This window comes from Polyangium sorediatum (genome assembly GCF_029946465.1).
In the GTDB taxonomy this organism is placed as follows: domain Bacteria; phylum Myxococcota_A; class Polyangia; order Polyangiales; family Polyangiaceae; genus Polyangium; species Polyangium fumosum.
In genome coordinates, this window is sequence record NZ_JARZHI010000008.1 from 101,089 (window position 1) to 119,883 (window position 18,795).

10 protein-coding genes are annotated in these 18,795 nt (G+C 70.8%); 3 read left to right on the forward strand and 7 right to left on the reverse strand.

The genetic code is table 11. The features are described 5' to 3' along the window. Positions 1-181 precede the first annotated feature (181 nt). Positions 182-1,420, reverse strand: coding sequence for a hypothetical protein (locus QHF89_RS12445; RefSeq protein ID WP_136968573.1), 1,239 nt, complete (start codon positions 1,418-1,420; stop codon positions 182-184). 40 nt (positions 1,421-1,460) lie between these two features. Further along, on the reverse strand, positions 1,461-2,381 hold the full coding sequence (locus QHF89_RS12450) for an N-formylglutamate amidohydrolase (RefSeq protein WP_232379684.1): 921 nt from the start codon (positions 2,379-2,381) through the stop codon (positions 1,461-1,463). Positions 2,382-2,558: 177 nt separating this feature from the next. Between QHF89_RS12450 and xerD the strand changes: the two genes are divergently transcribed. After that, positions 2,559-3,449, forward strand: a complete 891-nt coding sequence (gene xerD / locus QHF89_RS12455; protein ID WP_136930798.1) for a site-specific tyrosine recombinase XerD — start codon at positions 2,559-2,561, stop codon at positions 3,447-3,449. Between the two features lie 987 nt (positions 3,450-4,436). On the opposite strand, the gene QHF89_RS12460 is transcribed toward xerD, so the two are convergent. From QHF89_RS12460 to QHF89_RS12475, 4 genes are read right to left on the reverse strand one after another with little or no spacing between them, the layout of a single operon-like run. Beyond that, positions 4,437-5,447: a DUF4340 domain-containing protein gene (locus QHF89_RS12460; RefSeq protein ID WP_136968574.1), complete on the reverse strand. Its 1,011-nt coding sequence runs from the start codon at positions 5,445-5,447 to the stop codon at positions 4,437-4,439. Further along, entirely contained in the window at positions 5,444-7,402 is a 1,959-nt protein-coding gene (locus QHF89_RS12465) for a Gldg family protein (protein WP_136968575.1), read from the reverse strand. The genes QHF89_RS12460 and QHF89_RS12465 overlap by 4 nt, the downstream gene beginning before the upstream one ends. Beyond that, positions 7,393-8,115 (reverse strand): ABC transporter permease, encoded by a 723-nt coding sequence (locus QHF89_RS12470; RefSeq protein ID WP_136968576.1) that lies wholly within the window; start codon positions 8,113-8,115, stop codon positions 7,393-7,395. The genes QHF89_RS12465 and QHF89_RS12470 overlap by 10 nt, the downstream gene beginning before the upstream one ends. Further along, entirely contained in the window at positions 8,112-9,206 is a 1,095-nt protein-coding gene (locus QHF89_RS12475; RefSeq protein ID WP_284720410.1) for an ABC transporter ATP-binding protein, read from the reverse strand. Before QHF89_RS12475 ends, QHF89_RS12470 begins: the two co-directional genes overlap by 4 nt. A gap of 237 nt (positions 9,207-9,443) precedes the next feature. On the opposite strand from QHF89_RS12475, the gene QHF89_RS12480 reads away from it, so the two are divergent. Further along, positions 9,444-15,182, forward strand: coding sequence for an alpha-2-macroglobulin family protein (locus QHF89_RS12480; protein WP_136968577.1), 5,739 nt, complete (start codon positions 9,444-9,446; stop codon positions 15,180-15,182). Next, a complete protein-coding gene (gene pbpC / locus QHF89_RS12485) occupies positions 15,179-17,617 on the forward strand; it encodes a penicillin-binding protein 1C (protein WP_136968578.1) in 2,439 nt (812 codons plus the stop codon). Before QHF89_RS12480 ends, pbpC begins: the two co-directional genes overlap by 4 nt. On the opposite strand, the gene QHF89_RS12490 is transcribed toward pbpC, so the two are convergent. Continuing rightward, positions 17,598-18,782, reverse strand: a complete 1,185-nt coding sequence (locus QHF89_RS12490; RefSeq protein WP_136968579.1) for a mechanosensitive ion channel family protein — start codon at positions 18,780-18,782, stop codon at positions 17,598-17,600. The genes pbpC and QHF89_RS12490 overlap by 20 nt on opposite strands. Positions 18,783-18,795: the final 13 nt, after the last annotated feature.

Here is an 18,795-nt window from a genome sequence, read left to right on the forward strand (position 1 = left end):
GTCGGCCCGTTTGAAAAACTGCGCGGAGCGCAGTTTTTCAACCCTCGGTCCAGGCTGTGCCTGGTCCGGGGTCGAGGGGGCGGACAGCCCCCCGCGGGGCCCGGGGCAGCGCCCCGGCACGGCGCTTCCAGATGAGACCCATGCTCAGGACCAGGGGTTGTCCACCCTGGCCTGCGGCCTGTCAGTCCGAAGACGACCAGTCCGATGCCGTCGGCGGCTGTTGCTTCCGGCGCGGCTTTTCCGGGACCGCCGCGTGGATGTCGATCCGCCGCGCGTCACCCGAGAGGCGCGACGCCAAGACCTGGAAGAGCCCCATCGCCGAGAGCCCCGTCGCCGCCACGAACGCCACTGCAGCCAGGATCGTGCTCGTCGGCCCCTGCCACGTTGCAAACGCGCCGGGATGGCTGAGGTCCGCCATCGCGAGCTCCGTGCCGAGGCCACAGAGCACTCCGAGGCCGACGTACGTGCCAGCCCCCGTCGTCTCCGACCCCATGAACCCTACGAGCGCCGCCGCGACCACGACGATGGCCACGAACGAGCCAGCCGTCGCGAGCTCGGGCAAGAGCGCAGCCAGGCGCAGCACCGTCAGGACCACGAAGGGCAACGCACACACGAACGCGCCGGCGAGCAGCCATCGCGCCCCGGCATAAGCACGGTAGCGAGCGCGGAAGAGCAGCGCCGCCGGTAAGGTCGTCGCGGCCAGCAGGCGCGTGAAGCCGAGCAGAGGCGCACTCGCAGCGATGCCCGCAGCGGGCCCCGCGCCGCCGAAACCCACGAGGGCCACGAGCATGCCGAGCACCAGCATGGCCACGCCACGATGGCGATAACTCACACGCGTGAGCGCAGCCGCGAGCGTGACGCCGCCGAACAAGAACGACACGAGCGCGGCACCCGTACCACCCGGACGCACCCCCACGAGCGGCAACGCGCCGAGCCCCGCGAACCCGAGGCCCACGGCGGCGCACCAGAACCGCGCTGCCTGCCGCGAAGGCTCGATCGGCGCGAGGTCCTCCATGAGCGCCTCGGACGCGAGCAGCGGCTTGATCGGCGTCTCCCGCGGGCGCGGCTCGCTGCGCGGCGAGGACGGACCCAACGAGGGAGGGGGCGACGACGTGTTCGCCGAGGTCGCCGGGTAGGGCGTCGTCTCGGCGGGAGAAACGAGCTTGGGGGAAACCCCGCTCACCGCGACGCCGTCGGAGGAGGCTTCGACGCCCTCGGCTGCGGCCGCTGCGCCCTCCGCGACGACGGCGAGGTCCCGAGGCTTCGAGCGTGGGGCGCTCGCAGGCGCCTCGGCGGGCTCGGCTTCAGCGGCGGCCTTCGCGGCCAGGGTGGCGGCGGGGTCGCTGCGGCGCGCCGATGGCGGCGGCTCGCTGCTTGCCGTGCCGGTGGGGGCCGGCCTCGACGAAGCCGGGCTGTCCATGTTCTGCGCTGGAGAGGCCATCTGGATCGCCCGCGGTCGATCAGGTACCGCCCGGAGCATACCCCCGGAGGGCGTCGAGCGTCGTGGGGTTTTCGGCGAAGGCGAGGCGGGCGACAAGGGTGCGGGCGAATTCTCGCACACTCTGGAAGCCCTGGGGATCCGTCCGTAACGTCGATTCGTCCATGTAGAGCCGTCGAGAGATCTCGACCTGGATGGCGTGGATGCCGCTCGCCGGGGTCCCGTAGTGGCCCGTCGAGAATCCACCCCGGTAGGGGTCGTCGTGGCGCACGGTGTAGCCGCAAGAACGCGCGTGTCGATCCACGACGTCGATCACCGCGGCGGAGGCGCTTGTCCGGCCGCGGGTGCCCGGGACGATGTCGGCGCGGGCGACCCCGGCGCTTTCGTGACCGCGGCGGGCCTGGCTCGGCATCGAGTGGGCGCAGAGGAGGATGGCGAAGCCGAAGCGGGCGCGCTTGCGGGCGAGGAGCTGTTCGAGGACGCGGTGGTAGGGGCGATACACGAGGTCGAGCCGGCGCTCGAGCTCGGCGCGGGGCAACCGCCGCGAGAGGATGGGCTCGCCGTCCGTCGTGAGGCGCCAGATGAGGCCGCGTGGCCAGGGGGCTCGGCCTCCGCCGTCGACGGCGTCGTGGTCGACGTCCTGCTCGCCGCGGTTCAGGTCGACGACGTACCGGCTCGCGCGGGCGTAGAGCAGCGTGGCGCCTTCGGCGGGCGCGTCTTCGAAGAGGGCGTCGACGTGCAGGTCGGCGTCGCGGGCGATGCTGCGCGCGGGCGCGACGGTGAACGACAGGGTCTCGGCGTCGAGGGACAGACCTGCGTGGGGCACCTCGACGACCACGGGGGTCTCGCCCCCTTTGGGCTCGATGACCTCGAACTGGGTGCTGGGCGGCGTCGCTCCGCCGGCGGAGCGGAGCCCCCAATCGTCGTATCGGGGATCGACCACGGCGAACACTCATACCCCATAAAGCGCCCGGCCGCAGGTGAAGCGCTCGCCGGGAGCACGGAAGGGCCTCTTGCCTCGCTCGTGCGTCCGCCCCATGTACGAAGTTTCGTCCGCGCCACCCCCCTTGCGTTTCGCGCATTTCTTCGGCGGGGCTGAGAGGAGGGGTAGGCTCGTCGCGTGGACCTGCACGCCTGGGTGGATGCGTACCTGGATCACCTGCGCGTCGAGCGCGCGCTCTCGCCGCGCACGCTGGAGGCGTATGCTCGGGACCTCGCAAAACTCTGCGCGTTGTGCGAGGCGAGCGGGATCTCTTCGCCGGGGGAGCTCGACGCGACGGTCGTCTCGACGTACCTCGTCGAGCTCGGCAGGCAGGGGCTCGGCGCGCGTTCGGCGACGCGGCATCTCTCGGCGGTGCGGGGTTTTTCCAAGTTCCTGCTGCGGGAACGGGCGATCTCGGCGAATCCAGCGGCGCTCGTCGAGCGACCTCGGACGAGCCGCAAGCTGCCGAAGGTGCTCTCCGTGGAGGAGATCGGGCGCATCTTGGAGGCGCCGGATGGCCGCTCGTTTCGGGGCCTGCGCGACCGCGCGATGCTGCACGTGATGTATGCGGCGGGGCTCCGCGTGAGTGAGGTCGTGGGCCTCAAGATTGCGGACGTCGATCGGAAGCAGGGCGTCGTGTTTGCGTTCGGCAAGGGCAGCAAGCGGCGCATCGTGCCGCTCGGGGAGCCTGCGCTCGACGCGCTCGATGCGTATCTGGCCGTCCGGAAGGATCACCCGCGCGCTGCGATGACGCCTGCGCTCTTCCTGTCGCCCCGGGGCAAACCGCTCACGCGGCAAGGGGTGTGGAAGTTGCTCGGCGCTTATGCGCGTGGCGTCGGCGTGACCAAGCCGAGTTCGCCGCACAAGCTGCGCCACTCGTTTGCGACGCACCTGCTCGAAGGAGGCGCGGATCTCCGCAGCGTGCAGGCCTTGCTCGGGCACGCGGACATCACGACGACGGAGATCTACACGCACCTCACGGACGATCATGTCCGCACCGTGTACCGCCGCTCGCACCCTCGTTCGTAAGGCGAATCCCCCTCTGCATCGACCGCATCGCGGGCGATGCACCTGAGGTCCAGGGCTGGCCCTGGTCCCGGGTCCTGAGCATGGGTCTCATCTGGGGAGCGCCGCGCCGGGGCGCTGCCCCGGACCCCGCGAGGGGCTGTCCGCCCCCTCGACCCCGGACCAGCGAGGCGCTGGACCCAGGCTCGATGAACTGCGCGATGCGCAGTTCATCGAACAGGCCCCGGTCAAGACCAGGGAGGAGCCTGCCTACCAAAGGCCGCAGCGCGGACAGGTCGGCGGCCAACGCCTCGTCGCATGACGTCGTGGCCTCACGTTCCAAACAGCACGGCTCCGTCCCTCCACGTGATGGGGTCGTGGGTCTTCGGGCGATGCGCCCATGGTCTCCTGCATCGCGGCCATCTCTCGAAGCCACGAGCCCGCCGCTCCTTCCATCGCCCCCGTTGCCCCAAGGCACGGCCTCGTACCCCCGGAGGCTCGACCGCACGCCCCAGAGACACGTCCCCGTTCCTCCAAGGCACGGCCTCGTACCCCCGGAGGCTCGACCCCACGCCCCGGAGACACGACCTCGTACCTCCAAGGCACGACCTCGTGTCTCCGGAGACTCGACGTCGTCTCTTCGGACCATGCCCGCCATCCCTCGCACACACGTCCCCGTCGCTTTTTGGCTCGGCCCCCAAGCTTGAAGACACGGCCTCATCGATGAACTGCGCATCGCGCAGTTCATCGAACCGACGCCAGCGAACCCCCCGCTGGACGGCCACGCGCCTGTCTCGGTTGGCAACGTCGCTGCTGGTCTTGACCGGGCCTGTTCGATGAACTGCGCATTGCGCAGTTCATCGAGCTTGGGTCCAGCCCCTGGCTGGTCCGGGTCCCGGGGCGGACAGCCCCGGGTGGGGCTTGGGGCAAAGCCCCAACGAAGCGGCTCCACGAGGAGACCCGTGCTCAGCCCCTCGTCGGGGTCCGGGGTGAAACCCCGGCGCAACGCGTCTACTTGAGGATCGAGCCCAGGTCTTGCTCGACCTGCTCTGCCGTCTGCCTGGGGACCTTTGCGTAGAGGCGCGTGCGCTCGGTGCGCACGAAGTACTCCACGGTGCTCAAGGGATCCGTTGCAGGCACGCGGACGACTTCGAGGAAGCCGAGGGACGCGCCTGCGGCGTACTCCACGCGGAGCACGTCCTGCTTGCCTGCGGGCTCGGTCATCACGTAGTCCGTCGGCCGCAGCCGATCGAGCTTTGCCATGAAGTTGGCTGCCGTCTCGTCCTTCTGATCGGCGGCTGCGGGATCGGCCCAGAAGCGCTTGCCTTCGGGCCCGCCGCGCACGATTTGCCGCTTCTTTCCGCTGGCGCTGAGCTCTGCGGTCGAGACCTCGGCTTCCTTCCACCCGTGCAACTCTCGCTCCACGAGACGCGACTCTGCTGTGTCGAGGTCGCGCACGGCGCTCCCGTCGATCACGTACGTCTCGCCGGACTGCGGCTCGCGTACGTATCGATCGCCGCCGCCGGGCGTGGTCCCGCCCAGCACGAGCTTGCGCTCGGCGCCGCCGATCGTGATCGTGAGTGTGCCGTCGGGCTCGGCGAGCCCGAATTCGGCTGCGCGATCGTCTGGGATGCGGCCGAGCGCGCGGAGGGCTTTCAGCGGCGCGAGGGACTCGACGAGCTTTTGCGCGACGCCCACGCTGACGAAGTCCGTCTTCGTCTTGCCGGCGGGCGCGGGCGGCGGCGCGCCTGCGTCGGGGGTTGCCGGCGGAGGCGCGGCCTCGCGCTCCAGCGTGCCGAGGTAGTAAACGCCGAGTTTGTCTGACTTCGTTTCGAGCGCGACCTTGCGGTTTTTGCCCTCGAAGACGACCTTCGCGACGTCGGCCGGACGACCGGACCACACCGTCGCTTCGGTTTGCACGAGCGCCTTGGGCTGCTCGTCGCGGGTCCACACGGCCACCGCGCTGGCCGACGCCAGCACGAAGAGCCCTACGTGGACGAAGAGACCACGTCCCACGCTCATGCCTTCCTCCCGGCCGTGCGGCGCGCCCGCCGCGTCACGAGGAGCCCCACGCCCAAGAGGAGCGCGGGAGCTCCGATGATCGAGCCGTAGAACCAGTACATGTCCTTCTGCTTCGTGTGCTCGATCCGCACGTCCTCGGGCGTCACGATCTCCCCGCTGAAGCTCTCGTCGCCGCCGAGCCAGCGCACCGCGTCCACGGCGAAGAGCTGGTTCGTCTCGGCGACCCCGAGCGCGAGATCGCTCAGCGCGTCTGCGTCTGCGAGCACGAAGGCACGCATCTCTTGCGGGCCCTTCACCTTGGCCTTGTCCACGCCGTCCGCGAGCGGCTTCGTCACTGCTGCGGCCAGGTTGAACGTCGCCTTCTTCTCGTCGCCGTCGAGCTCGTAGTTGCCGTTTTTGTCGGCGAAGGCTGCGCCCGACGAGCGGAGGACGAAGTCCACCTTCGGCTCGGATCCGGCCTTCTTGTCGAGCGAGCCGGCCACGGGCACGAGCACGACGGCGCGCTGCGAGACGCGGCTCAGCGTGGAGACCGAGGCGTGCGACGAGAAGCGGTTCGAGACGAGGTTGGCCTTGTCCGAGGCGTTGCGCCGCCGCGGCACGAAGAGCTGGTCCGTCGTGGCGAGCACCGTCGGATCGAACGCGAGATCCGCGAGCGCGGCGAGGGGAGCGAGATCCCCCTTCGTCTCCGGATCCAGCGCGAGCAGCAGCTTGCCGCCGCGCGCCGCGTACTTGTCGAGCGACGTGATCTCCTCGGGCAGGAATGCTTGCGACGGGCCGAGCACCACGACGATCGACGCGTCGTCGGGCACCGCGTTTGCGAGGCCCTGCGGCATGCCGAGGTCCTTCACCACGTAGTTCTGGCTCTCCAGCAGGCGGCGCAGGACCTTCGAGGTCCGCCCCTCGGCCGCCGCTGCGCCCTGCCCCTCGTTGAGCTCGCCGTGCCCGACCGTGAAGTAGGCCGTGCGTTGCTCCTTCATCGCCTTGAGGAGGGCCTTCTGGAAGTCGGCGTCGAGCGTCTTCAGCTTCGCCGCCGCCTTGGCCATCTCCTTGTCGAGCGTGAGCGTCTCGCGCGTCGGCCCGCGCAGGATCACGATCACCGCGTCCTGCGTGACCTTGTTGTCCTTCGCGAGCTGCGGATTCAGGAGCCGGTCGTAGAAGCCGTACTTGAAGTTCGGCGCGTTCTTCGCGATGTCCGCGAGGTAGCCCTCGACCTCCATGCCGACGTCGTTCAGGGGCGGGAAGAACGCGCGCACCTCCACGGTGTCCGGCGCGCTCGTCACGATCTTCTTCGTCGACTCGCTCGCCTTCGCCGTGCGGAAGTACGAGAAGTCGACCTTCGCGTCGAGCTCGCCCGCTGCGTACGTGAAGAGCGCTGCGTAGGCCACCGCGAGCGCGAGCGAGAGGCCCGCGATGGTCGCCGCGCGCACGCGACGGCCCTCCACGCGCGGCGCGCGCCGCATGGGCGCGAGCGCGATCTCGCCGAACACGAGCGGCAGGACCGACACGAGGATCAGGACGACCCACGCCACCGTGCTCGCCCCGTCGAAGCGGGCGCGTTTGTCCGGCGCGGCGTCGAGGATGCCGAGCATGCGCCGGCCGGCCTCGGTGTTCGCCGCGAAGTAGATCCCGAGGGCCACGAGCCCGAGCCCCGCGAAGAGCGAGAGCGCGCGCTCGATCTTCCGCCGCTCCGGATCCTTCTCGGCTGACGCGTGCACGAAGCGGAGCGCCGTCGAGACCACCGCGCCGAGCACGCCGAGCGCGGAGAACACGAGCCGCCACGTCTCCACGTTGCCGAGCATCCGCTCGCCGATGAACACGAGCACGAGCGAGCCCACGAACGCGGGCGCGAGGAAAGGCGCGTAGCTCGGCGGCGTGGGGGCCTTGTCGCCCTTGTCGGCCTTGCCTTCGGGCGCCTTCTCGGCGGCCGGAGCCGCCTCTTTCGGTTTCAGCGCCATCGCCGCGCCTCCAGCGTCTTCGTGGCCGCGAGCAGGAAGAAGTACGTGACGGCCACGTAATAGACCACGTTCTCCAGCTTCAAAACGCCGGTCATGAAGGGGAATTGCCGCTGGTGGTGCAGCGCCATCCCGGCGAGCACGCCGTTCACCGGCGGCTCGGTCACCTTCGCGACGAGCCAGAGCGTCACCATCACGGCGAGCAAAAGCCCGCCGAGGATCGCCGCCATCACCTGGCTCCGGCTCACGGCCGACGTGAACATCCCGATCGCGAGCGCGGCCGAGCCGAGCAGCAGGATGCCCGTGTAGCCCACGGCCACGTGCCCGAGGCTCACCTTGCCGTTCACGAAGATGAGCAGCGGCATGTACACGCTGACCAGCGTGATGAGCGCGATCATCGCGAACGCCGCGAGGTACTTGCCCACGATGATCTCGATGTCCCGGATCGGCGCCGTGTTCAGGAGCACCAGCGTCCCGCGCTCACGTTCCCCCGCGAGAAGCGGGATCGACATGAGCACCGCCACGATCATCGTGACGCCGCTCGCGCCGTTGAAGAACTCGCGCAGCACGTCGGCCGACATGCGTGATCCGGTCAGGCCGTTCGCGCTGAACCACAAGCCCTCGACGAGCAGCGCCGCAGCCCCGATGGCCCAGCCGAGCAGGGATCGCCCGTACGAGCCGATCTCCCTCCCCGCGACGAGCAGAGCGTTTCTCATGTCCCGCTCCCGTCCTCTTTCTCCGCCGCGGCGTCCTTCGCCCCGGCATCACCTTCGCCGGCCGAAGCGCGCGCCTTCTTCGCGCTCCTCTTGCCGGTCCGCTTCTTCTTCGGCGAGGCCCCGGCGCCTTCGCCTGTCGTCTCCGCGCCCGCGAGCTCCAGGAACACGCTCTCGAGCTCCCGCTCGCCGCGCCGCACCTCGAGCAGGCCGATCTCGGCCGTCACGAGCGCGCGGCACACGGCCTCGCGCGCGTCGCCCTCGGACTCGATCCGGAGCGCGAACACGCCCTCGCCGCTCTCCGCCGCGTCGATCGCCTCGACCGACACCACGCCCGGCACGGCGCCCGCGGCCTCCTTGGCCTTCTCCTCGTCGCCGCGCACCGTCACCTCGATGCGCTGGTTCTTGAGCAGCTTCGCGCTGAGCTCCGCCTCGGTGCCGCTCGCGGCGATCTGGCCGTCGCGGATCACGAGGAGGCGATCACACGTCTCGCTGATCTCCGAGAGAATGTGGGAGGACAAAAGGATCGTGAGCTCGCCCTTCAGGCCGCGGAGCAGCTCCCGCATCTCCACGATCTGCACAGGGTCGAGGCCGCTGATTGGCTCGTCCAGCACGAGCAGCTTCGGCCCGTGCACGATGGCCTGGGCGATGCCGACGCGTTGCTTGTACCCGTGCGACAAGGACGCGATGAGCTGGTCCTGCACCTCGGCGAGCGACGTCGCCTCCAGCACCTCGGGCACGCGTTTGTCTGCGGAGGCCTTCGAAAGGCCCCGCAGGCGCGCGGCGAAGTGCAGGTAGGCGCGCACGGTCATCTCGCCGTAGAGCGGCGGCGTGTCCGGCAGGTAGCCGATGAGCGACCGCACCTCGTGCGGGCTCTCCACGACGTCGAGCCCGTTCACGCGGACGGAGCCCGAGGACGGGAGCAGGTCGCAGGCGAGGATGCGGAGCGTCGTGGTCTTTCCGGCGCCGTTGAGCCCGAGCAAGCCCACGATTTCGCCGGCTTCGATGGAGAACGAGAGCGGTCCGACCGCCCTTCTCTCCCCGTAGTACTTGTAGAGGTCGACGATTTCGATCACGGCAAAAGCCTTCGTCATGCGCCGCCGTTTCCCCGGCGACGGCGCCCTTATAACAGAAGCACGCGCCCGTGATTCCCGACCTCGTCGGGATCCGACGCCCGAACGCCGTCGGGGCCGCCCAGGGCAGCCGCGCTCCGGCCGGGGCGCGGGGTCGGGCCTCGCGGGGCCGGGGGATCCCCCGTGAGGTCCAACGTTTCCACGGGATCCCGCTCATCGGCCTTGCCGCCGGGGCGGGCTTGCGAGAAGAGCCGCGCCATGACGGCGCGAGCCAGGTTTCCAGGTCCCCGCAACGCTTTCCTCGCGGTCACCGCGATGGCCCTCGGCATGGCCTGCATGCAGGGGAATCGCCCGCCCGAGGTCGCGCCCCGCGGCACCCTCGTCCCCGGCGCCGCCGACGGTGCGGGTACGGTCGACACACGCGGGGCCTTCGCCGTCGTGTTCGGCACGCCGCGCGGGGACACGAACGACCCGCCCGAGGTGAGCCTCGTCTTCAACCGCCCGATGCGGCCGCTCGAGCTCGCGGGCGACGAGAGCACGCCGCCCGCGACGATCCAGCCCGCCGTACCCGGCCGCTGGCAGTGGGTCGGGACGAACGCGCTCTCGTTCGTGCCGGAGAAGCGCCTGCCGCGCGCCACCGCGTTCGTGGTCACGGTCCCGGCCGGCACGAAGGCGCTCGACGGCTCGGCGCTCGAAAAACCGTTCGAGCTTCGCTTCACGACGGCGCGCCCCGAGATCACCTCGATCGATCCTTCCGAGGGTTCGGACGGCCTGCGGCCCGACGCGAAGTTCACGCTGCGCTTCAATCAGCCCGTCGACGAGCGCGAGCTCGAGAAGGCGCTGAAGATCACGGCCGGCGAGCGCCAGGACAAGTGGGCCTTCACGGTCAAGCGCCCCGATCCGCAAAACGATCAGCTCGTGGAGATCACCCCGCGCGCGCCGCTCCCGCTCGACAGCGAGGTCGTGGTCGAGGTGAAGGGCCTCGCGGGCAAGGAGGGGAGCCTCCGATCCGAGAAAGAACAGCGGTTCGAGTTCCGCACCTACGGCCCGCTCGCCGTGAAGGCGCTCCCGTGTGATCACGACACGCCGCACGGCAAATGCGCGCCCGACGGCGGCATCGGCATCTACCTGACGAACCCCGTCACGTTCGCCGAGCTGAAGAAGGCCGTCCGCTTCGAGCCGAAGATCGACGTCACGTGGCCCTCGTGGCTCGACGACGAGCACATGACCGCGGGTGTCACGGTCTATGGCGCGTTCGTCCCGGGCAAGGCCGTCAAGGTCGTCGTCGGCAAGGGGCTTCGCGACGTGTACGGGCAGAAGCTCGCGGCCGATCACCGCGCCGACGTCGCCTTCGACGACCTCTGGCCCAAGGCCGACATCGGCCTGCGCGGCAGCGTCTTCGAGCCGGCGGCGCGCCGCGAGATCCCGATCGATTCCATCAACACGAACGACCTCGAGCTCGTCGTCGCCCCGCTCACCCCGGAAGACGCGATCCACTTGCAGGACGACCCGTACGGCCCGGGCCGCACGCCCTCGTACGACGAAATCCTGAAGCTGCCCGGCGCGAAGGTCTCGAAGCTCCCGTCGAACGCGCCGCTCAACAAGGCTTCGCGGCACGCGGTCAAGATCGAGGAGGCGCTCGGCGGCAAGGACGCGCGCGGCGCGGTCGCGCTTGGCATCCGGTACATCGGCTGGCCGGGCTCGAACCACCAGCGCGCCGTCACGAACACCGCGATCGCCAAGGTCAGCGACCTCGCGGTGAGCGGCAAGTTGTCCACGCGTGGCTCGCTCCTCTGGATCAGCCGCCTCTCGTCGGCGGAGCCGGTCAAGGGCGCCGAGGTCACGATCGAGACGCCCGGCGAGGCGCCGCTCGGCCCGCTCCGCTCGGATGACAACGGCTTCATCAAGCTGCCGCCGGAGGTCTGGGCGCGCGGGGGCTCGGGCGCCGATCGCGCCGTCCTCCTCGTGAAGGACGGCAAGGATTGGACCTACAAGCATCTGACGGACACGCTCGACACCTGGCGCTTCGACGTGCAGGTCGATCCCGGGCCGGACCGGCCGTTTGGCCTCGTGTTCACGGATCGCGGCATCTACCGCCCCGGCGACACGGTCCACATCAAGGGCATCTTCCGCAAGGAGGGCAACCCCGGCACCGTCACGCCCGTCGGCCTGCCCGTGGAGATCAAGGTCGAGGGCCCCGACGGCGACGAGATCGTCTCGCGCACGGAGACGCTCTCGCCCTTCGGCACCACGGCGATCGACGTCGTCGTCCCGCGCGCCGGCCGGCTCGGCACGTACTCGGTGCGCGCCACGGTGCAGGAAGGAAACCCCGGCTGGGCCGACGTGAGCGGTGACTTCGAGGTCGCCGAGTACCGGCCCGCCGAGTTCGCGGTCTCCGTCGAGAGCGACAAGCCGAGCTACGTGCGCGGCGACAAGGGCAAGTGGATCGCGCGCGGCGACTACCTCTACGGCGCGCCCATGGCCGGCGCCGAGGCGCGGGTCACCGTGACGCGCGGCGAGGCCGATTTCCGCCCGCCGAACACCGACGACTTCACGGTCTCCGAAGACACGTTCCACGCGGACTTCACCGACCGCACCACGCGGGAAGGGGAGATCCAGAGCAGCACGACGAAGCTCGACGCCAAGGGCACGGTTTCGATCGAAGCGGCGCTCGCGCTCCCCGGCCAGCGTGGCCCTGAGCGCGTGACGGCCGAGGCCGAGGTGAACGACGTCTCGCGCCAGTACATCGCGGGCAGCACCACGGCGATCGTGCACCCGGCCGAGTTCTACGTGGCGCTGCGGACGGGATCCGACCTCTTCGTCGACGCGGGCAAGCCCGTGAACCCCGAGGTCTTCGCCGTCGATCCCAAGGGCGCGCGCGTCGCGGGCGTCCCGATCAAGATCGAGCTCGTGTCGCGCACGTGGACCGTCGCGCGGCAAGCGACCGCCGGCGGCCTCGCGCACACCGTGGCCGAGCCCGTCGACCGTGTCGTCGAGAGCTGCACGGTCACGACCACGGGCGGCGACAAGCCCGTCTCGTGCAAGCTCACCCCGGCCGCGTCCGGCTACCACATCGTCCACGCGACCGCGGTCGACGCCCGGAAAAATCCCGTCGGCGCTGCGGATCCGCTCTACGTCTTCGGCGGCGCGTCCGGCGGCGGCTTCGGCGACAGCGACCGGCTCGCCGTCGAGCTCGTGGCCGACAAGGAGAGCTACGAGATCGGCGACAAGGCGCGCTTCCTCGTGAAGTCGCCGTTCGCCGCGGCCGAGGCCCTCGTGACCGTGGAGCGCGCGGGCATCCTCTCGCAGCGCCGCGTCAAGCTCGTGGGCGCGATGCCGACGGTCGAGATCCCGGTCACCGAGGATCTCCGCCCGAACGCGTTCGTCTCGGTCCTCCTCGTCCGCGGCCGCACCAAGCCGGTGCCGACGAACGCGAAGGACCCGGACGTCGGCGCGCCCGCGTTCCGCATGGGGTACGCGCCGCTGCTCGTGAACCCCGAGAAGCGCAGGCTCAAGATCGCGCTCACGCCGAACAAGACGGAGGCGAAGCCCGGCGAGAACGTCGAGGTCGACGTCGTGGTGCGTGATCATGCGGGCAAACCCGCGCGCGCCGAGGTCACGTTCTACGCGGTCGACGAGGGCGTGCTCTCGCTCATCGGGTACAAGACGCCCGATCCGATCGGCGTCTTCGGCGCCCCGCGCCCGCTGCGCGTCACCTCCCTCGAAGTGCGCGCCGCGCTCGCCCGTGTCTTCCGGCCCTACGGGGATCTCGGCGCGGACAAGGGCCTCGACGGCGGCGACGGCGGCGGCGGCACCTCCGTGCGGCGTGACTTCCGCGCGAGCGCCACGTTCGTCCCCTCGATCGTCACGGACGACGCGGGCCGCGCCAAGGTGAAGTTCCGCCTGCCGGACACGCTCACGACCTACCGCCTCATGGCCGTCACGGCGGCCGAGGACGATCGCTTCGGCTTCGCGGAGAACCGCGTCGTCGCGAGCCGCCCGCTCATGGCGCGCCCTGCGCTCCCGCGCTTCTTGCGTGCCGGTGACGCCCTCGACGCGTCCGTCGTCCTGAGCTCGAAGGGCATCGGCAAGACCAACGCCACGGTCGAGATCAAGCTCGACGGGCTCACGCTCTCGGGCGACACGAAACGCACGATCGATCTCGCGCCCGGCACGCCCGTCGAGGTCCGCTTCCCGGTCACGGCGCCGAAGGCTGGCAAGGCCAAGATCGGCTTCGTCGTGCGCGCGACCGAGTCCGGCAAAGCTTTGGAGGACGCCGTCGAGGTCGAGCGTGACGTCCGTGTCCCGCTCTCGCCCGAGGCCGTCGCGCTCTACGGCGACACGACCACGGAGAGCGCGGAGAAGCTCGGGGATCTCTCGGCGATGCGCGACGACACGGGCGGGCTCGAGGTCAGCATGGCCTCGACCGCGCTCGTCGGGCTCGGCGGCGGCGTCGAGCAGCTCATCGACTACCCGTACGGCTGCACCGAGCAGCTCGTGAGCAAGCTCGTGCCGATGCTGCCGCTCCGCGATCTCGCGGCCGACTTCAAGATCCCGCTGCCGAAGAACACGGGCGCGATCATCGAGTCCACGGTCGCCGAGATCCTGAAGCACCAGCGCGGCGACGGGGGCTTTGGCATGTGGGCGGGCTCGGATCGCTCGAACCTTTGGGCCACCACCTACGCGCTCTGGGGCCTCGGCGAGGCCAAGCGCCGCAACGTGAACATCCCCGAGACGGTGATCGAGTCGGCCGCGCGGCACGTCAGTGACGCGCTCGAGAAGCTCGACGACGAGTACTCCCGCGCCGCCGCGCCCTTCATCCTCGACGTCCTCGCCGTGAACGGCCAGCCCGACACCGGCCGCACGACGCGACTCTTCGAGGAACGGAAAACCTTGCCGCTCTTCGCGCAGGCGTTCCTCGCGCACGCCATGGTCGTGAGCAAGCACGATCGCGCGAGTATCGACCAGCTCGCGAACGAGCTCGAAGGCTCCCTCCGCCTCGACGGCAACGTCGCGCGCGCCGCGACGAACCTCGGCGACAAGTACGCCGTGCTCATGGACTCCGACACCCGCACGACGGCGCTCATCCTCCGCGCCTTGCTCGCGGCGCGGCCGAACCACCCGATCGCGGCCAAGCTCGCCATGGGCCTGCTTGCGGATCGCAAGGGTGGCTCCTGGCGCAACACGCAGGAGTCTGCCTGGTCGCTCGTCGCGCTCGACGCGTATCGCAAGGCGCAGGAGAAGGCGACGCCCGACTTCTTGGCGCACGTCTTCCTCGGGCAGGCCGAGATCGCGACGCAGGCCTTCCGCGGCCGCGACGTGAACCAGGCGCGGATCGCCGTGCCCGCCGATCGCCTCACCTCGGCCGGCGGCAGCGTGCTCGCCTTCGACGTCGAGGGCTCGGGCCGCCTCTTCTACGAGGCGCGCCTGCGCTACGCCCGCAAGGAGCTGCCGAAGGCGCCGCTCGATCGCGGCTTCTTCGTGCAGAAGACGCTCCGCCCCGTGACCCCGGCCGAGCTCGCCGGCCTGCTCGCCGCGCCGCCTGGCAAGAGCGTGAGCACCTTCCCCGGCGGTGAGCTCGTCCTCGGCGAGATCGTCGTCGTCACGCCCTCGCCGCGGGACTACGTCGTCGTCGACGATCCGCTCCCGGCCGGCTTCGAGCCCGTCGACGCGCGCCTCGCCACGACGGCGAGCGGCCCGAGCCTCGACGAGGAGAACGAGAATCCCGAGGAAACGTTCGACGAGGAGGGCGGCTACGACGCCGTCGCCACGGGCCGCGCGTACCTCTCCAGCCGCTACCTGCGCGAGCTGCGCGATGACCGCGTCCTCTTCTTCATCGACCGCATGCCGGCGGGCATGTATCGCTACCGCTACCTCGCGCGCGCGACCTCGATCGGCACGTTCATCCTTCCGCCCGCGCGCGCCGAGGAGATGTACGCGCCCGAGGTGTTTGGAAGGACCGCCGCCGGCGCGATCACGGTGACCGCCAGCAAGTGACCCGATCCCGCCTCGCTCGTGCGCTCGTCCGGTGGCTCGTGCCTCGCAGCCGCCGCCGCCGGATCGAGCTCGCGCTCGCGGCGATCGTCTCCCCGATCCTCTGCCTCGGCCTCGCCGCCGCGCTCACGCCGCTCCCGCCCGAGCTCGCGACGGCCGATCTCACCGCCGCCGATCCCTCCACGGTCTTCCTCGATCGCCACGGCACGGTCCTTTGCGAGGTCCGCGCCAAGGACGGCACCCGCGCGCGCCCCGTGCGCCTCGCCGACATCGATCCACGTGTCCCCCGCGCCGTGCTCGCGGCCGAAGACAAACGATTTTACCTCCACCCCGGCGTCGATCCGATCGCGATCACCCGCGCCGCCGGGCAGGCCCTCCTCGCGCGGGGCATCGTCTCCGGCGGCTCGACGCTCACGCAGCAGCTCGCGCGCACCCTCGTCCCGCGCCCGCGCTCTGTCGTCGGCAAGCTCCGCGAGATGGCGCTCGCGCTGCGGATCGAGGCCTCGCTCTCGAAGCCGCGGATCCTCGAAGAGTACCTGAACCGCGTCGCGTTCGGCCCCTCGCTGCGCGGCGTCGAGGCCGCGAGCCGCTTCTACTTCGACAAATCCACCCGGGACCTCTCCCTCGCCGAGGCGGCCGCGCTCGCCAGCCTCCCGCGTGGACCCACGCTTTACGACCCGCGTCGCGGCACCGACCTCCTGAAGCGCCGCCGTGATCGGGTCCTCGAACGCATGCGCGCCGCGCGCCTCGCCGATCATGAAGACGTCGATCGTGCCCTCGGCGAACCGCTCGTCCTCGCCCCGCGCGGCAGCGGCCTCGGCATCCCGCACCTCCGCCGCGCGCTGCTCGGGGGAGGGAAGGGGATCGGCACGGACGAGCTCGCCGGGCGCGCGACGGCGATCACGACCACCCTCGATCGCGGCCTCCAGCGCGAGATCGAGATCCTCGCGGTGCAAACGGTCGAGCGCCTCGCCCCGCGCCACGTCACGGCCGCCTCCGTCGTCGTCCTCGACAACGAGACGGGCCACGTCCTCGCCTACGTCGGATCGCCCGACATCGAGAACGAAGCGCGCCTCGGCCACAACGACGGCGTCCTCGCCAAACGCCAGCCCGGATCCACGTTAAAACCCTTCGTCTACGGCCTCGGCATGGAGATCGGCGGCTTCACCGCCGCCACGATCCTCCCCGACGTCGACCTGCATTTCCCCACGCCCGACGGCGACTACCACCCGAACAACTACGACGGCCGCTTCCACGGCCCCGTCCGTGTCCGCGAGGCCCTCGGCAGCTCCTTCAACGTGCCCGCCGTCGTCGCCTCCTCCCGCATCGGCCCCGAGCGCCTCCTCGCGCGCCTGCGCGACCTCGGCTTCGCCTCCCTCGATCGCAGCGCCCGCGACTACGGCGTCGCCCTCGCGCTCGGGGACGGCGAGGTCCGCTTGATCGAGCTCGCCGCTGCCTACGCCACCCTCGCGCGCGGCGGCCTCTCCGTGGCCCCGCGCGCCGTCCGCGAGGCCCGCGCCGCCACGGGCGAGCTCCTCCCGCTCCCCGCGCCTCCGCCCCGCCGCATCCTCGATCGGCGCGCCGCCTACGTCCTCACGCACATCCTCGCCGATCGGCATGCGCGCCTCGCCACGTTCGGCGAGAACAGCGTCCTCGAGCTGCCGTTCCCGGTCGCCGCGAAGACCGGCACCTCCAAGGGATTTCGCGACAACGTCACCGTCGGCTTCACGCCCACCGTCACCGTCGCCGTATGGGTCGGCAACTTCGACGGATCGCCCATGAGCGGCGTCAGCGGCGTCACCGGCGCCGGCCCGCTCTTCCACGACGCCATGCTCGCCGCTTCACGCCTCTCTCCAGAGCGCGACTTCGAGCGACCCGAGGGCCTCGTCGACGTCGACATCTGCCCGCTCTCCGGCGCTCGTCCCGGCCCGGCGTGCCCGCACCGCCGCAGCGAGATCGTCCCGCGGGAGACCTCGCTCGCCACCTGCGACATGCACGAGCGTGTCCGCATCGATCGCCGAAACGGCCTGCGCGCCGGCCCTGCCTGCGGCGACGCCTCCGTCGACGTGCGTGTCTTCGAGCGGTACCCGCCCGAGCTCGTCGCCTGGGCCGAGAACGCCGGCCGCCCCGTCGCGCCGCGCGCTTCGTCCCCCTTTTGCCCCGAGGCCGATCGCGTTTTGCCTTCCCGCCTCCGTATCGCCTTCCCGCCCGACGGCGCGCGGTTCGTGCGTGACGGCGCCCTCGCGGCCGAAGAAGCCATCCGCGTCCGCGTCGACGCGCCGTCCGAGGCCCGCGCCGTGCGCCTCCTCGTCGACGGCCGCGCCGTCGTCCTGACGCCCCCCTTCGAGCGCTCGCTCCCGCTCGTGCCCGGCGAACACACGCTCGTCGTCGAGGCGGACGGCGCCTCGTCCGAGCCCGTCAGGTTCTTGGTGCAGTGAGCGGCTGGGGCAGGGGAGTCGCCCCCGGCGTTTCTACAGGCAACCCCTCCGCGCGCCTCTCCTCCAGCGCGGTCGGCTCGAACCGCGTCCGCGGCAGATGACGCCCGCCGTCGATCCCTTGCAGCCGCTGCACCAGCCGCTCCCGCACCCGGCACCGGAGATCAAAGAGCTGCCCCGCGCTCGGCGCCGACACGAGCGCCCGGACCTGCAGCGTCGTCGAGAGCGCGTCGAACACCACGAGCCCGGCGACCTTCCCGTCCCAGTCCGGATCCGCCTCGCAGACCCGCCGCACCTCCTCGCGGAGCACGTCGATCGGCGCCGTGTAGTCCACGTGCAAAAACACCGTCCCGAGCAGCTCGGGCGACGAGCGCGTCCAGTTCTGGAACGGCTTGTCGAGGAGCTGCGAGATCGGCAGCACCAGGCGCCGCTGATCCCAGATCCGCACCACCACGAACGTCAGCGTGATCTCCTCGATCGTGCCCCATTCGCCCTCGATCACCACCACGTCGCCGATCCGCACCGGCTGCGCGATCGAGATCTGGAGCCCCGCGAGGATCGTCGCGATCGAGCGCTGCGCGGCGAAGCCCAGCACGACGCCCGCGATGCCCGCGGACGCGAGCAGCGAGACGCCCACCTGCCGCACGAGATCGAACTGCATCAGGACGAGCGCCGCGGCCAGGATCGCGATGCTCACGCTCCCGATGCGGCGGAGCATGGAGATCCGCGTCCGCGCGGCCCGCACGTGTCCGGGATCTTGATCCTTCCCCTCGTACCGGTCGGCCATCTCCGTGGTGCCCACGCCGAGCGCACGGTCGGCCGCCCACGCGCACCCGATCACGAGCAGCGGACGCAGGATCCGCTCGAGCCAGGCCTCCGTCGCCGCCGTCGGCTCGAACGCCGCCACGGCCCCGCGCACGAAGAGCACCGCCAGGAGGAACTGGCAGGGGCCCCGGGACGCCTCGACGAGCCGATCGTCCCAGCGCGCGCCCGTGCGCGACGTGAGCTTGCCGAGCAGGCGCACCACCGCAGCGCCCGAGATCCAGCCGATCACCGGCGCCACCAGCACCACGAGCACCTGCCACGCGAGCAGCCCAAAAGGCGTCTCGCGATGGAGAATCCACGACGCCCGGCTCGCCGCGTCCCCCTCCGCGGCGAGCGCTCCCATCAGAACGGCAGAT

Bases quoted from the DNA above. Each gene is read 5' to 3' on its own strand.
- QHF89_RS12445 (WP_136968573.1), bottom strand. From the start codon at position 1,420: ATGGACAGCCCGGCTTCGTCGAGGCCGGCCCCCACCGGCACGGCAAGC.
- QHF89_RS12460 (WP_136968574.1), bottom strand. From the start codon at position 5,447: ATGAGCGTGGGACGTGGTCTCTTCGTCCACGTAGGGCTCTTCGTGCTG.
- QHF89_RS12465 (WP_136968575.1), bottom strand. From the start codon at position 7,402: ATGGCGCTGAAACCGAAAGAGGCGGCTCCGGCCGCCGAGAAGGCGCCC.
- QHF89_RS12470 (WP_136968576.1), bottom strand. From the start codon at position 8,115: ATGAGAAACGCTCTGCTCGTCGCGGGGAGGGAGATCGGCTCGTACGGG.
- QHF89_RS12475 (WP_284720410.1), bottom strand. From the start codon at position 9,206: ATGACGAAGGCTTTTGCCGTGATCGAAATCGTCGACCTCTACAAGTAC.
- QHF89_RS12480 (WP_136968577.1), top strand. From the start codon at position 9,444: ATGACGGCGCGAGCCAGGTTTCCAGGTCCCCGCAACGCTTTCCTCGCG.
- QHF89_RS12490 (WP_136968579.1), bottom strand. From the start codon at position 18,782: ATGGGAGCGCTCGCCGCGGAGGGGGACGCGGCGAGCCGGGCGTCGTGG.